Here is a 14,813-nt window from a genome sequence, read left to right as displayed (position 1 = left end):
CACCCTGCCGAGGAAGGAGACGACCATGCGGCAGCTCAGTGCCCAGTCCACCCTGTCAGACCTCTCCGGTGTCCCGGGCCTCACCGGGCTCGCCGGCCTGCCGCCCGAGGTGACCGTGACGCTCGCCCCGGACTGCCAGGACGGGCTGCAGGGCCTGGACGGCAACGTGCCGCTGGTCGGCTACCTGGTGCTGGCCCCGGCCGGCACCCAGCTGACCGAGCTGCTGGCCGTCCGGGCGCCCGACTACGATCCCGAGGCCTCCGCGCCGCGCAGGGCGGAGCCCGAGCCGCGGCCCGATCCGTCGGAGCACGCCGAGAACGCCGTGCGCCGAGGTCTCGACATCGACCTGGACAAGCGCACGGTCGCGGTGGACGGCGTCAACCTGTCGCTGACCTACCTGGAGTTCGAGCTGCTCGCCCATCTGGTGCGGCATCCGCACCGGGTGTACACGCGGGAGCAGCTGGTGGCCACCATCTGGGGCTACGGCCCGGTCGGTGACCAGCGGACGGTGGACGTGCACGTGGCCCGGCTGCGTCGCAAGCTGGGCGCGGCGTACCGCGAGCGCATCGTGACCATCCGCCGGGTCGGCTACAAGTACGTCCCCGCCGGCTGAGCACCATCCGGCACGCGCCCGCACCGCGCCCGCGGGCGTCGCACGACGGAGGTACCGGCGCCCCGCAGCGCCCCGGCCGCCCGAGCCGCTCGTACGGTTCGGCCGGTCGGGGTCCAGCCATGTCCGGACCGGCCGCTCAGCCGGCCAGCCGGCGGCCGGCGTGCGCGCCGGCCGCCTCCTCGTACCGGTGACGCAGCAGCCGAGCCAGCTCGGGTGCGGCGCCCAGCACGGGGGTGACGAGGTCGGCCGCCGCCTCCCTGGCGCCCGCCGCGATCCGGTCGGGGAGCCGCCCGGGGGCGATCACGTAGGGCGCGACGACCACCCGACGGGCGCCGTCCGCGCGCAGCGCCCGCACCGCGTCCGCCGTGCGCGGCGGGGACGCGGCGGCGAACGCCGGGCGCACCGCGCACCAGCCGGCCGCGCGCCGCCACGCCTCGGCCAGGTTCTCGATGACCGCCACCGCGGCCGGCGCCGAGGTGCCCGCCGAGGCCAGCACCACGCCGGTGTCCGAGCGGTCCGCCGGCACCGGCCAGGACTCCGCCAGCCGCCGCTCCAGCGCCGCCAGCAGAAGCGCCGCCGCGCCCGGCCCGGGCCACGGATCCGGACGCCAGGACCCCGGTGTGCGGGACCGTCGCGGGCCGAGCACCTCGGCCTGGCGCACCGCCATCCCCGGCAGCCGGGCGCGCTGCTCCGCCAGCACCGCGGGGATGTCGGTCCTCGCGTGGTACGCGCTGCTCAGCAGCAGCGGGAGCACCACGACCTCGCGCTCCCCGGCCGCGTGCAGCCGGTCCAGGGCCTGCCCGACGCCGGGCACGCTGAACTCCAGGAAGCCCACCGCCACCCGCGGCGCGGGTGCGAGCGACCGCACCCGCGCGGCCAGCGCGGATACGGTCGCCGCGTGCCGCGGATCGCGGCTGCCGTGGGCGACGATGAGCATCGCGGGCGGTGCCTGGGTCACCGTGCCATTGTCTCCGAGGTCCGGCCGGACCCGAAAACGCGTGCTATCCGGCCCGCACCAGGAGGCCCCGGCCGCGGAGCATCCGGCGTTCCAGCGGGGAGAAGAACAGCAGGTCGATGGCGACCCCCACGAGCAGGATCAGGATGATCGCGGTGAGCACCCCGGCCATGTCCTGCATCGTGCGGTAGTTCTCCATCAGCTGGCCGAGCCCGGTGCCCAGTGCCGGCGAGCTGACGATCAGCTCCGCCGCCATCAGCGAGCGCCAGGAGAACGCCCAGCCCTGCTTCAGCCCCGCGAGATAGCCGGGCAGCGCCGCTGGCAGCAGCACGTGCCGCACGCTGGTCAGCCGCCGCGCGCCCAGCACCCGGCCGGCCCGCAGGTAGATCGGCGGGATCTGGTCGACCCCGGCCACGATGCCGTTGGCGATGGACGGCACCGCGCCGAGCAGCACCACCGCGTAGATGGTGCCGTTGGTCAGCCCGAACCACAGGATGGCCGCCGGCACCCAGGCGATGGACGGCAGCGACTGCAGCCCGGTGAGGATCGGCCCGATGGCCGACCGCACCAGCCGCACCCGCGCCACCAGCAGCCCGAGCGGGGTGCCCACGGCGATCGCGATGAGGAAGCCGAGCACGCCGCGCGACACGCTGGTCCAGATGAAGTCGAACAGCGTGCCCTGCAGCCACATCTCGCGCAGGGTCCGGCCCACGTCCGCCGGGGCGGGCAGCACGTACTCCGGCTTCACCTCGGCCCAGTAGGCGAGCTGCCAGGCCGCGAGCACCAGCGTGACCGCCACGATCGGCGGGAGCACCTTGGTGAGCAGGATCCGGCCGACCGGGGTCCGTTCCGTGGTGTGGGTGTCCAGGGCGTCGAGCCCGGCGTTCAGTCCTGCGAGGTCGGATCCGTCGGTCATGCCGGTGCGCGGCGTGCCGTGTCCGTTCTGGGTGTGGGTCTCAGCGCTGGGCATGGCGGCGGATCTCCTCCCTGAGGTGCTCGGTGATCTCCACGGAGAGCGAGGACACGTCGGCGTCCTCCACCCTGCGCGGCTGTTTGATGTCCACCTGCCACTCGCGGACCACCCGCCCGGGACGCGAGGAGAGCAGCACGATGCGCTCGGCGAGCACCACGGCCTCCCGGACGTTGTGCGTGACGAAGAGGATGGAGACGCCGGTCTCGGACCAGATGCGGCTCAGCTCCTCGTGGCACACGTCCCGGGTGATGGCGTCGAGCGCCGCGAACGGCTCGTCCATCAGCAGCAGCCGGCTGTCCTGGGCGAGCGCCCGGGCCAGCGCGACGCGCTGCCGCATGCCGCCGGAGAGCTCGTGTACCCGCTTGCCGTACGAGCCGTCGAGGCGGACGAGGGCGAGCAGCCGCTCGGCCTCGGGCCTCCGCTCGCTCTTGGGAACGCCGCGCAGGCGCAGCGCCAGTTCGATGTTCCGGCCCGCCGTCAGCCAGGGGAACAGCGCGTGCTCCTGGAACATCAGCGCCGGCCGGCCGCCGGTGACCGTGATGTTCCCGACGGACGGCGCGTCGAGGCCGGCTATGAGGTTGAGCAGGGTCGACTTGCCGCAGCCCGAGGCCCCGAGGAGCGTGACGAACTCGCCGGGCGCGACGTCCAGGCTGATGTCGTCCAGCACGAGCTGCCGGACGCCCTGGCGGCCGAAGGACTTGGAGACGTGATCGAGACGGACGGCGAACTCGGCCGGTACGGCGTCGTTTCTGTCGTGTTCGCCGGTCTTGTCGAGCGTGAAGACCATGGAGCTACCCTCCTGGTGTGGTGCTGTTGGTACGGCTCTCCGCTGCGTGGGCAGTCACCTGGTGACCTGGGGAAGGGTCACGGGACCTGGGGAAGGGTCACTGGACGCCGAGACCGGCGTCCTCGGTGATCTGCGGCAGGTTCTCCTCGCGGAGCACCGTGTTCAGGAGGGACAGGTCGTAGATGCCGGACAGGTCCGGATCCTCCAGGAGGCCGACCCGGACCGCGTTGTCGGCACAGGCCGCGAGGGTCTCCGCCAGCGGGTCGTTGACGAAGTCGACGTGCTCGAAGGCCGGATCGAGTACCTCGTCGGGCAGCTCCCTGCCGCCCGGCAGGGCCGCGACCTCGGCGTTGAACGCCGCCTTGGCCCGGTCCGGGTGGTCGTTGAGCCACGCGTTGGTACGCACGACGCCGCGCACCACGGCCTCGACCACGTCGGGATGCTCCGCCAGGAAGGACTGCGAGGCGATCAGGTGGGTGACGACGTACTGGCCGTCCTCCCACAGCTCGGCCTCGTCCAGCAGCTCCTCCGCGCCGCGGTCCAGCAGCATGGCGGCGGTGGGCTCCGGCACCCAGGCGCCGTCGATGTCACCGCTCTCGAAGGCGGCGGGGACCTCGGAGTTGGGGATGCGGAGCACGGTGGTGTCGCCCGAACCGTCGTCGGGGTTCACCCGCAGGCCCTGGTCGGCGAGATAGCTGAGCAGGGCCACGTCCTGGGTGTTGCCCAGCTGCGGGGTGGCCAGGGTCGCGCCGGCCAGGTCGTCGAGACCGGTGACGCTGTCCGGGTTGACCACCAACGAGGCGCCGCCGGAGGCCGCGCCGGAGACGATGCGCAGGTTCTCGCCGCCGGCCTGCGCGTAGCCGTTGATCGCCGGGTTGGGGCCGATGAAGGTGAGGTCGACGTCGCCGGAGTTCACGGCCTCGATGGCCGAGGGGCCGGCGTTGAAGATCTGCGGGACGGCCGCGGTGCCGCCCAACTCCTCACGGATGATGCCGTCGGGGGCCAGGCCGACCACGGCGGTCGCGTGGGTGATGTTGGCGAAGTAGCCGATCGAGACCTCGTCCACGGAGAGGGCCGGGCCCGAACCCGTGGCCATGTCACGGGACTCGACCGCCGCCGAACCGTAGCCGCAGGCGGTCAGGCCCGCCAGCAGCAGGGGGGCGACGACGCAGGCCGCCCGCCGGCGCGCGCGGCCGGCACGGAGCGAACGGGATGAGCGGAGAGAGCGGGAGCTGAGAACGGCGGAAGTTAAGCAGGCAGGGGAGGATGGTGCGACGTTCACGAAAGGGGTTTCCTCTCGGCAGCCCGGCACACCGCGGCAGGGGGCAGCGGTCACCGGACGTTGGGCAGAGTTCAGCGGTGTGAGTCGGACACCGCGGTGTTGATCACAACAGACCAGCGCACGGGGCGGCCGTGCGCTCCCGAGCCGTCATGGCCGGAGTCGTGTCAGCCCGCACATCGTCCGATCCCGCCCTGCCCACTGCCGAGGGTGCCACCGCCTATGCGGCCGCCCTCCTTGGCGAAGGTCGAGAAGACATCGGCGAAGCGGTGCTCGTGAGCACGTGTCAGGACGTCACTGACGAACACCGCTTCGCTCATGGCTAGAAGTCCCAGCCCTCATCGTCCGCCGGCGCGGTCTTGGCCGCCGCCTCGGCGAAGGCGTTGCCCGCCATGCACGCCGTGAGGGTGGCCCCGTCCGCCGGGTCGATCAGCAGGAACGACCCGGTGCCCCGGGAGTCCGCGTAGGCGTCGAGCCCGAGCGGCTCCGCGGTGCGGACCCTGATCCGGCCGATGTCGTTCGCGACGAGCTGGCCGGGGTTCGGATGCTGAGACAGATCATCCAGGGTCAGCCGGGACGGAATGTCCTTGACGATGGCCTTCACCGTCCGGGTGGTGTGCTTCAGCAGCACCCGGGCCCCCGGTTGGAGCGGCCGGTCGTGCAGATGACAGACCGTGGCCGTGATGTCCTGCACCGGCGTGATGCCGGCGTCATCGGGAGCGATCAGGTCGCCCCGCGAGATGTCCAGGTCGTCCGTCAGGGTGATGGTCACCGACTGCGGCGCCCAGGCCGTCTTCACCGAGTGGCCCAGGGCGTCGATGCGGGCGATGGTGCTGGTCAGGCCGGCCGGCAGCACCGTGACCCGCTGCCCGACGTGCAGCACGCCCGAGGCGATCTGCCCGGCGTAGCCGCGGTAGTCGTGGTACTCCGGGGTCTGCGGCCTGATCACGTACTGGACGGGGAAACGCGCCAGGTCCTCGGCCGGGTCGTGGGTGACCGCGACCGTCTCCAGGTGCTCCAGCACCGTCGGGCCGCCGTACCAGTCCATGATCGCGGAGGCGGTCACCACGTTGTCCCCGGCCAGGGCGGAGATGGGGATGGCGGTGATCTCCGGAACGCCGAGGGAGGCGGCGTACGCGGTGAACTCCTCGGCGATCTGCGCGAACACCGTCTCGGCGTAGCCGACCAGGTCCATCTTGTTCACCGCGAGCACGACGTGCGGGACGCGCAGCAGCGCGGCGACCGCGGCGTGCCGGCGGGTCTGCTCGACCACGCCGTTCCGGGCGTCCACCAGGATGATCGCCAGCTCGGCCGTGGAGGCGCCGGTGACCATGTTCCGGGTGTACTGCACGTGGCCCGGGGTGTCCGCGAGGATGAAGCGGCGCCGGGTGGTCGCGAAGTACCGGTAGGCGACGTCGATGGTGATGCCCTGCTCGCGCTCGGCCCGCAGACCGTCGGTGAGCAGCGCCAGGTCGACCGACTCGGCGCCGCGGCTGCGCGAGGCGAGCTCGACGGCCTCCAACTGGTCGCTCAGCACCGACTTGGAGTCGTGCAGCAGTCGTCCGACCAGCGTGGACTTACCGTCGTCCACGGAGCCCGCCGTCGCGAAGCGCAACAGCGAGGTGTCGGACAGTTCAGCGATCGTGCCGGTCATCTAGAAGTACCCCTCGCGCTTGCGGTCTTCCATGGCAGCCTCGGACATCTTGTCGTCGGCACGCGTGGCGCCGCGCTCGGTCAGGCGGGTGGTCGCGATCTCCGCAATGATCTGTTCGATGGTCTCGGCGTCCGAGTCAACGGCGCCAGTACAGGACATATCACCTACTGTCCGGTACCGCACCAGCCTGCGCGAGACAGTTTCCCCTTCCTTTGCCCCGCCCCAGTCGCCGGGGGCCAGCCACATGCCGTTGCGCAGGAAGACGTCGCGCTCGTGCGCGAAGTAGATCTCCGGGATCTCGATCTTCTCCCGGGCGATGTACTGCCAGACGTCGAGCTCGGTCCAGTTCGACAGCGGGAAGACCCGCACGTGCTCGCCCGGCGCGTGCCGGCCGTTGTACAGCTGCCACAGCTCGGGGCGCTGCCGGCGCGGGTCCCAGCCGCCGAACTCGTCCCGCAGCGAGAACACGCGCTCCTTGGCGCGGGCCTTCTCCTCGTCCCGGCGGCCGCCGCCGAAGACCGCGTCGAAGCGGTGCTTCTCGATGGCGTCCAGCAGCGGGACGGTCTGCAGCGGGTTCCGGGTGCCGTCGGGGCGCTCGCGGAGCTGGCCGCGGTCGATGAACTCCTGCACGGAGGCGACGTGCAGCCGCAGGGCGTGCTGCCGGACGGCGCGGTCCCGGTAGTCCAGGACCTCCGGGAAGTTGTGCCCGGTGTCCACGTGCAGCAGCGCGAACGGCAGGGCCGCGGGCGCGAAGGACTTGAGGGCGAGGTGCAGCATGACGATGGAGTCCTTGCCGCCGGAGAAGAGGATCACCGGCCGCTCGAATTCGCCCGCCACTTCACGGAAGATGTGCACCGCCTCGGACTCCAGCACGTCAAGGTGCGAGAGCGCGTAGGGGTCCTCGCTGTTCTCAGGGGTCTGATGCGACGCGGTCACAGTGCATTGTCCCTTCGCTCGCTTGGGCGCCCCCAAAGCCACGATCCCCCGGCGTGCCGAGCTGTATCCGTGATTACTGTAGTCACCTTCTTCACCGCCGCGCTCGCGGGCACCGTGAACCCGCGCCCGCCGTTCACAGCAGACCCCTCTCCGCGAGCAGCGTGTGAAGGGCCTCGGCGGACTCCTCGATTGTCTGCTCATGTGTGGCGATCCGCAGGTCGGGATCCGTGGGAATCTCGTAGGGGTCGTCCACCCCGGTGAGTCCCGACAGCTCGCCGGCCGCCTGCTTGGCGTAGAGGCCCTTCACGTCCCGCTGGGAGCAGATGTCCAGGGGCGTGGCCACGTGCACCTCCACGTACCCGGTGCCGGTCTCCTGGTGGCGCTTGCGCACCGCCTCGCGGCTGGTCGCGTAGGGGGCGATCACCGGTACCAGTGTCTTCACGCCGTGCGAGGAGAGCAGCTCCGCCACGAAGCCGATTCTCTGGACGTTGGTGTGCCGGTCCTCGCGGGAGAAGCCGAGGCCGGCCGAGAGAAACTCGCGGATCTCGTCGCCGTCCAACACCTCCACCCGGTGCCCGTCGCTTTCCAGCCGTTTCGCCAGGGCGCGGGCGATGGTGGTCTTCCCCGCGCTGGGCAGGCCGGTGAGCCAGATGGTGGCACCCTGGCCGGTCTCGCTCATCTGCGGCGTCCTCGCTATCCGTTGCATCGGTGTCTCTTCGGTCGGTCGCCCGTCGGTGTCGCAGATCCGCCGGAGCTTCAGGTGTGCAGCCCGCACTCGGTCTTGGCCAGACCGGCCCAACGACCGGCCCGCGGGTCCTCGCCCTCCACTATCCGACGGGTGCAGGGGGAGCACCCTATCGAGGTGTAGCCGTCCTGCAGCAGCGGGTTGGTGAGGACCCCGTGCTTGGCGATGTAGGTTTCCACATCGGCCCGGGTCCACCGGGCGATGGGGGACACCTTCACCTTTCCGCGCCTGGCATCCCAGCCCACAACTGGGGTTTTGGAGCGGCTCAGCGATTCTTCACGACGTAGTCCCGTGGCCCAAGCATCGTACTCGCGTAGGCCCGCCTCCAACACCTGGACCTTGCGCATGGCGCAGCATAGATCAGGGTCACGGTCATGCAGTCTCGGACCGTACCTGGCGTCCTGTTCGGCCACCGTAAGTGCCGGACTGAGTGTGACCACGTTCACGTCCATCACGGCCGCGACGGCGTCCCTGGTACCGAGGGTCTCCGGAAAGTGGTAGCCCGTGTCGAGGAAGAGCACGTCCACACCGGGCCGCACCCGCGAGGCGAGGTGCATGACCACAGCGCTCTCCATCGAGGACGTGACGCAGAACCGGGAGCCGAAGGTCTCGGCGGTCCAGCGCAGCACCTCGAGGGCGCTGGCGTCCTCGAACTCGCGCCCGGCCCGCTCGGCGAGTTGACGCAACTCGTCGGGGCCGTACCGCTCCGCGGTGGCGGTGCTGGCGGTGTCGAGGGTGTCGACCGGGGTGACGGGGGTGGTGGCGGTGGTGTTCAAGGGAGAGCCCCTCAGCTTCCTTCTCCGTCGCCGGACGGGCCGTCGTCGTCGACGGCGCCTCCGGCGGGGCGGGTGAGCCCGCTGGCCAGAAGTCCCAGGAATGACAGCCGGAAGGCGCGGTTGCACGACACGCACTCCCAGGCGCCGTGACCTGCCTCGCTCGGACGCAGGTCCTCGTCGCCGCAGTACGGGCAGTAGAACGGGGCGGCCCGCTCGCTCATGTCAGGGCCGCTTCGTCGGCTCGGGCGGCCCACTGGGCGAACCGCTCGCCCTCCTCGCGCTGGTCGAGGAAGGCGCGCAGCACCCGTTCGACGTAGTCGGCCAGGTCGGCGGCGGTGACCTTGAGGCCGCGGATCTTCCGGCCGAAGGACGGCTCCAGGCCCAGCGAGCCGCCCAGGTGAACCTGGTAGCCCTCGACCTGGTTGCCGTTCCCGTCCGGGACCAGCTGGCCTTTGAGACCGATGTCCGCAGTTTGGATACGCGCGCAGGAGTTCGGACACCCGTTGACGTTGATGGTGAGCGGCTCGTCGAACTCCGGGAGCCGGCGCTCCATCTCCTCGACCAGCCAGGCGCCGCGGGCCTTGGTCTCCACGATCGCGAGCTTGCAGAACTCGAGCCCGGTGCAGGCCATGGTGCCCCGCCGGAACGGCGAGGGCGTGGTGGTGAGGTCGAGGGCGGCCAGGCCCTCGGTGAGCGGCAGGATCTCCTCCTCGGCGACGTCGAGGATGAGCATCTTCTGCTCCACCGTGGTGCGCACCCGATGGGAGCCGTGCGACTCGGCGAGGTCGGCGATCTTGGACAGCGTGGCGCCGTCCACCCGGCCGACCCGGGGCGCGAAGCCGACGTAGTACCTGCCGTCCCGCTGCCGGTGCACGCCGACGTGGTCGCGCCAGGCCTGGGCCGGCTGCTCGGGCGCGGGGCCGTCGACCATCGAGCGCAGCAGGTACTCCCGCTCCAGCACCTCGCGGAACCGCTCCGGACCCCAGTCGGCGACCAGGTACTTCAGCCGGGCCCGGTTGCGCAGCCGGCGGTAGCCGTAGTCCCGGAAGATGGACACGACGCCCTCGTGCACGTCGGCGACCTCCTCCGACGGCACCCAGGCGCCCAGCCGGACGCCGAACCGGGGGTTGGTGGACAGCCCGCCCCCGACCCACACGTCGAAGCCCGGGCCGTGCTCGGGGTGCACCACGCCGACGAAGGACACGTCGTTGATCTCGTGCACCACGTCGAGCAGCGGCGAGCCCGAGACGGCGGTCTTGAACTTGCGCGGCAGGTTGGAGTAGGCCTTGTTGCCCACCACCCGGCGGTGGATCTCCTCGATCGCCGGGGTGGGGTCGATGATCTCGTCGGCGGCGATGCCGGCCACCGGCGAGCCGATGATCACCCGCGGGGTGTCGCCGCACGCCTCGGTGGTGGACAGCCCGACGGCCTCGAGTCGACGCCAGATCTCCGGCATGTCCTCGACGCGGATCCAGTGGTACTGCACGTTCTGCCGGTCGGTGATGTCGGCCGTGCCGCGGGCGAACTCCTGCGAGATCTCGCCGATGACCCGCAGCTGCTGCGTGGTCAGCTGGCCACCGTCGATGCGGACCCGGAGCATGAAGTACTCGTCGTCCAGCTCCTCCGGCTCCAGGATGGCCGTCTTGCCGCCGTCGATCCCGGGACGCCGCTGGGTGTAGAGGCCCCACCAGCGCATCCGGCCCCTGAGGTCCTGGCCGTCGATGGCGTCGAAGCCGCGCTGTGCGTAGATCGTCTCAATGCGTGTCCGCACATTGAGACCGTCGTCGTCCTTCTTCACCTGCTCGTTGGGGTTCAACGGAGTGAAGTGCCCGGCGGCCCACTGGCCCTCGCCGCGGTGACGTCCGGCCTTGCGACGGGGCGCGGCGGCGGGCCGCTTCTGGGTCTCGGACATGGTTCACAGTTCCTTCCACGGACGGCGGAGCGGCTCTGGCCTGGGACGCGCGGCGTCGTCAGGGCACAGTCGACCCAGGTGGGTGGGGGAGGAGGACGGCACACCCCCGGGTGCGTGAGGGCGTGTGCGGGACGGTGACGCCGCGACTCTCAGCACGCCGGACAGGTGGCGCTGGACATTCGACCAAGGTCGACGCTGCGCCGACTCACCAGGGCAATTCCAGCTTGCGACATGATGGCAGAGTGGCATGCGGTGCCGCGTGAGTCCACCAATAGCCACCATCCGGACGTGCAGGTCTCAAATGGTGAGATAGGCGTGGTCAGCGTCACGGCGGACACGTCCGGCGGCGGGTCCGAACGTCCCCTCGGGCGCCCCCAGTCGAGTGGGTCGAGTCAGTCGACCAGCGGTCGGGCCCGGTCCACGACGGCCGCGAGGTCGAGGGAGCGCGGCAGGGTCCCGAAGGCCCCGCCCTGGTCGCCGCCCAGCCGGGACGCGCAGAACGCGTCGGCCACCGCCGGGGGCGCGTACCGCACCAGCAGCGAGCCCTGGAGCACCAGCGCCATCCGTTCCGCCAGCCGGCGGGCCCGTCCCTCGATCCCCTCCAGGTCGGACAGCTCGGTCAGCATGTCCTTGATCGCCCGGTCCAGCCGGTGGTCGGCGCCGGCGGCCCGGCCGACCTCGGTGAGGAAGGCGTCGAGCGCCGCCGGCTCCCGCTGGAGGGCGCGCAGCACGTCGAGCGCCTGCACGTTGCCCGAACCCTCCCAGATCGAGTTCAGCGGCGACTCGCGGAGCAGCCGCGGCATGCCGGAGTCCTCGACGTAGCCGTTGCCGCCCAGACATTCCAGCGCCTCGGCGACCAGCGGGGGACAGCGCTTGGTGACCCAGTACTTGGCGGCGGGCACCGCCAGCCGCAGCAGCCGCCGTTCGGCCGCGCCGCCCGCCGTCGTGGCGGCGTCGCAGGCCGCCGCCAGCCGCAGCGCCAGCGCGGTGGCCGCCTCCGACTCCAGGGCCAGATCCGCCAGCACGTTGCGCATCAGCGGCTTGTCGACCAGGGGCCCGCCGAACGCCTCCCGGTGCGCGGCGTGGTGGGTGGCCTGGGCCACCGCCTGGCGCATGATCGCGGCCGAGCCGGCCACGCAGTCCAGCCGGGTGGCCGTCACCATCTCGATGATGGTGGCCACCCCGCGCCCCTCCTCGCCGACCAGCCAGGCCACGGTGGTGCCGTCGAACTCCACCTCGGAGGAGGCGTTGGAGCGGTTGCCCAGCTTGTCCTTCAGGCGCTGCAGCCGGAAGGTGTTCCTGGTGCCGTCCGGCAGCACCCGGGGCAGCAGGAAGCAGCTCAGGCCCGCGGGGGCCTGCGCGAGCACCAGGAAGGCGTCGCACATCGGGGCGGAGCAGAACCACTTGTGGCCGGTCAGCGCGTACGTGCCGGGCTCGGCCAGCGGCTCGGCCCGGGTGGTGTTGGCCCGGACGTCCGAGCCGCCCTGTTTCTCGGTCATGCCCATGCCGGCCAGCACGCCCACCTTGTCCGCCGCCGGCCGCAGCCCGGGGTCGTAGCGCCGGGAGGTCAGCAGCGGCTCCCAGACCGCCGCCAGCGCGGGCGTGGCGCGCAGCGCCGGCACCGCCGAATGGGTCATCGACAGCGGGCAGCCGTGGCCCGCCTCGACCTGGGTCCAGACCAGGAACCCGGCGGTGCGCCGGAGCTGGCCGGCCGGGCGCGACCAGGCGTCGGTCAGCCCGGCCCGCACGCCGCGGTCCAGCAGCCGGTGCCAGGCCGGGTCGAAGTCCACCTCGTCGATCCGCCGCCCGTAGCGGTCGTGGGTGCGCAGCACCGGCGGGTTCGCGTTGGCCCGGGTGCCCCACTCCCACGCCTCGGCCGAACCGGCCGCGCGGCCCAGCTCGCCGAGCTCCGCGAGCACCTCCTCGGCCAGGCCCGCGGGCGCCTGCCCGGCGGCGTGGTCCAGGTGCCGGACGACGGCGTCGCGCAGCGCCGCGTCCTGGCCGAAGGCGTCGTAGCCCACCAGGGGCGGGGGCTGGTTGGTCACGGTGTGGGTGGCACCGCCCGCGGGCGCGGGTGCCGGGCCGGACGCGGGGCTGGGGGACGTCATGCTCGCTACGGTATGGCCGCTCCCGCCCGGCGTCATCACCGAGATGACCGACCGTCTCGCGCAGGCACCGGTGCGACTGGGGAAGGTTTTAGTACAGTTGGCCGTTCGCGCACGGCAAGGGAGCGGACATGGGCGTCGTCGAGGAGCGCAGCCGGGAGCGCCGGGAGGCCCGCCGCCCCGACTATCAGCTGACCGGACCCACCGTGCCGCGGATGATCCTGGGCGCGCGGTTGCGCTCGCTGCGTGAGGCCCGGCGCATCACGGGACTGGAGGCGGGCGAGCAGATCCGCGCCTCGCATTCCAAGATCAGCCGGCTGGAGATGGGCCGGACCGGTTTCAAGGTCCGGGACGTGGACGAGCTGCTCACCCTCTACGGCGTCACCGACCCGGCGGAGCGCGCCACGCTGCTCGCGCTGGCCCGGCAGTCCAACACCCCCGGCTGGTGGCACATCTACCACGACGTGGTGCCCAGCTGGCTGAACGTCTACCTCGGCATGGAGCAGGCGGCGATCCTGATCCGCGGCTACGAACTCCAGTTCGTCCCCGGCCTGCTGCAGACGGAAGGGTACGCCCGGGCGGTGCTCCGGCTCGCCACCGGCGGCCCGGACGAGCTGCTGGAACGACGCGTCGAGCTGCGGATGGCGCGGCAGTGGATACTGCACCGGGAGCGACCGCCCCATCTGTGGGTGGTGATCGACGAGGCCGCGCTGCGCCGCCCGGTGGGCGGGACGGTCGAGCTGCGCCGCCAGCTGCGGCACCTGCTGGAGATCTCCGAGTTCCCGCACGTGACCGTGCAGGTGATGCCGTTCGCGAACGGCGGGCACGTCGCGTTGGGCGGGCCGGTCACCGTGCTCCGCCCGCCGGGCGGCGAGCTGCCCGACGTGGTGTACCTGGAGCAGCTCACCGGCGGCGTCTACCCCGACAAACCGGCCGAGATCGAGATGCACCGGCACGTGATGAACCGTCTGGTCGTCGAGGCGGAGCCGCCGGCGGCCAGCCGCGACCATCTCTTCAGGCTGCTGCGGGAGACCTGAGCGAGCCGGCTCAGCCCTCGTCGGCCAGCCGCGCCCTGAGCTCCGGCACGACCTCCTCGGCGAAGCGCCGGGACTGACGCTCCCGGTCGCCGTCCGGCCAGAACACGAAGGCGTTCATCCCGCGCTCGGCGTGCAGCGCGGACAGCACGTCCACCCACAGCCGGGGCGGCCCCTGCACCGCGCCCGGCTCGTCCGCCGGGACGCCCTCCCGGGCCCCGTCCGGGCCGCCGTCGGTGATCCGTCCGGCCACGTTGTACAGGCGGACGAGCGCGGCCGGGTCGCGGCCCGCCTCCTCGGCCGCCCCGGTGATCGCGGCGTTCAGCTCGGTCAGCCGCGCCGGCGCCACATAGGAGCTGGACACCGACCAGCCGTCCGCCTTGGCGCCGACCAGGCGCACCGAGCGCGGGCCCAGCACGCCGAGCCACACGCCGATGTCGTGCGCCGGGCGCGGTCCCGGGCGGACGCCCGGCAGCGCGTAGTGCTCGCCCTGGTGGGCGTAGCCCCGGCCGGCCCAACTGGCGCGGATCACGTCGACCGCCTCGCTCAGCGCGGCCCTGGCCGCCCCGCGGGCCCGCCGCGGGCCGCCCATGCCGACGATGGCGTCCGTGAAGGCCCCCGCGCCCAGACCCAGCTCGAACCGCCCCCCGCTGAGCACGTCGATGGTGGCCGCCTGCTTGGCCAGCATCGCCGGGGGACGCAACGGCAGGTTGGCGACGTTGGGGAAGAGACGCACCGAACGGGTGCGGCCGGCCAGCCAGGCCAGCACCGCGAACGTGTCCAGGTGGTCGGCGAGGTACGGATGGTCCTGGACGCCGACGAGGTCGAGGCCGGCGTCGTCGGCGATCCTGGCGATCCGCTCGGCGACCGGCAGGCCCGCCGCGTGCGGGTCCACGTTGAGACCGAACCTGACGGTCGGGGGCACGGTCGGGGGCACGTTCACTCCTCCGGGACGGCGGCACCGGAACCCTATCCGGGCGGGCCGGGCCGGATGATCGCTCACGGCGAACATCGCCCGGCCGGGGGAACATCCCGCGGCGCCGC

15 protein-coding genes are annotated in these 14,813 nt (G+C 72.2%); 2 read left to right on the top strand and 13 right to left on the bottom strand.

Features of this window, described 5'->3' with window-relative positions; genetic code table 11:
- Positions 1-25: 25 nt before the first annotated feature.
- Positions 26-613: a winged helix-turn-helix domain-containing protein gene (locus tag ABGB06_RS24835; protein WP_347593080.1), complete on the top strand. Its 588-nt coding sequence runs from the start codon at positions 26-28 to the stop codon at positions 611-613.
- A gap of 136 nt (positions 614-749) precedes the next feature.
- Here ABGB06_RS24835 and ABGB06_RS24830 read toward each other — a convergent pair whose 3' ends face one another.
- From ABGB06_RS24830 to ABGB06_RS24775, 12 genes are all read right to left on the bottom strand, one after another.
- A complete protein-coding gene (locus tag ABGB06_RS24830; RefSeq protein ID WP_347593373.1) occupies positions 750-1,550 on the bottom strand; it encodes a CbiX/SirB N-terminal domain-containing protein in 801 nt (266 codons plus the stop codon).
- Between the two features lie 64 nt (positions 1,551-1,614).
- Positions 1,615-2,484, bottom strand: coding sequence for an ABC transporter permease (locus tag ABGB06_RS24825; RefSeq protein WP_347593371.1), 870 nt, complete (start codon positions 2,482-2,484; stop codon positions 1,615-1,617).
- 40 nt (positions 2,485-2,524) lie between these two features.
- Entirely contained in the window at positions 2,525-3,328 is an 804-nt protein-coding gene (locus ABGB06_RS24820; RefSeq protein WP_347593078.1) for an ABC transporter ATP-binding protein, read from the bottom strand.
- Between the two features lie 97 nt (positions 3,329-3,425).
- Positions 3,426-4,424 (bottom strand): ABC transporter substrate-binding protein, encoded by a 999-nt coding sequence (locus tag ABGB06_RS24815; protein ID WP_347593076.1) that lies wholly within the window; start codon positions 4,422-4,424, stop codon positions 3,426-3,428.
- Positions 4,425-4,774: 350 nt separating this feature from the next.
- Complete coding sequence (locus ABGB06_RS24810) at positions 4,775-4,927, bottom strand: hypothetical protein (protein ID WP_347593399.1); 153 nt, start codon at positions 4,925-4,927, stop codon at positions 4,775-4,777.
- A gap of 2 nt (positions 4,928-4,929) precedes the next feature.
- On the bottom strand, positions 4,930-6,261 hold the full coding sequence (locus tag ABGB06_RS24805) for a GTP-binding protein (RefSeq protein ID WP_347593074.1): 1,332 nt from the start codon (positions 6,259-6,261) through the stop codon (positions 4,930-4,932).
- Positions 6,262-7,197, bottom strand: coding sequence for a sulfate adenylyltransferase subunit CysD (gene cysD / locus ABGB06_RS24800; protein WP_347593072.1), 936 nt, complete (start codon positions 7,195-7,197; stop codon positions 6,262-6,264). It lies immediately after the preceding gene.
- A gap of 133 nt (positions 7,198-7,330) precedes the next feature.
- Positions 7,331-7,876 (bottom strand): adenylyl-sulfate kinase, encoded by a 546-nt coding sequence (gene cysC / locus ABGB06_RS24795; protein WP_347593070.1) that lies wholly within the window; start codon positions 7,874-7,876, stop codon positions 7,331-7,333.
- Between the two features lie 77 nt (positions 7,877-7,953).
- Positions 7,954-8,628 carry a phosphoadenylyl-sulfate reductase gene (locus ABGB06_RS24790; protein WP_347593369.1) on the bottom strand — a complete coding sequence of 225 codons (675 nt, stop codon included), beginning with the start codon at positions 8,626-8,628 and terminating at the stop codon, positions 7,954-7,956.
- A 101-nt stretch (positions 8,629-8,729) separates the two neighbouring features.
- Positions 8,730-8,939, bottom strand: a complete 210-nt coding sequence (locus ABGB06_RS24785; protein ID WP_347593068.1) for a hypothetical protein — start codon at positions 8,937-8,939, stop codon at positions 8,730-8,732.
- Positions 8,936-10,630 carry a nitrite/sulfite reductase gene (locus tag ABGB06_RS24780; RefSeq protein ID WP_347593066.1) on the bottom strand — a complete coding sequence of 565 codons (1,695 nt, stop codon included), beginning with the start codon at positions 10,628-10,630 and terminating at the stop codon, positions 8,936-8,938. Before ABGB06_RS24780 ends, ABGB06_RS24785 begins: the two co-directional genes overlap by 4 nt.
- A gap of 392 nt (positions 10,631-11,022) precedes the next feature.
- Positions 11,023-12,738 (bottom strand): acyl-CoA dehydrogenase family protein, encoded by a 1,716-nt coding sequence (locus tag ABGB06_RS24775; RefSeq protein ID WP_347593064.1) that lies wholly within the window; start codon positions 12,736-12,738, stop codon positions 11,023-11,025.
- 212 nt (positions 12,739-12,950) lie between these two features.
- On the opposite strand from ABGB06_RS24775, the gene ABGB06_RS24770 reads away from it, so the two are divergent.
- Positions 12,951-13,772 carry a helix-turn-helix transcriptional regulator gene (locus ABGB06_RS24770; protein ID WP_347593367.1) on the top strand — a complete coding sequence of 274 codons (822 nt, stop codon included), beginning with the start codon at positions 12,951-12,953 and terminating at the stop codon, positions 13,770-13,772.
- A 10-nt stretch (positions 13,773-13,782) separates the two neighbouring features.
- Here the strand turns inward: ABGB06_RS24770 and ABGB06_RS24765 are convergent, their stop codons facing one another.
- Complete coding sequence (locus tag ABGB06_RS24765; protein ID WP_347593062.1) at positions 13,783-14,706, bottom strand: LLM class flavin-dependent oxidoreductase; 924 nt, start codon at positions 14,704-14,706, stop codon at positions 13,783-13,785.
- Positions 14,707-14,813 lie beyond the last annotated feature (107 nt).

This window comes from Streptomyces sp. B6B3 (genome assembly GCF_039871525.1).
In the GTDB taxonomy this organism is placed as follows: domain Bacteria; phylum Actinomycetota; class Actinomycetes; order Streptomycetales; family Streptomycetaceae; genus Streptomyces.
This window is presented reverse-complemented; position numbering and strand designations above follow the sequence as displayed.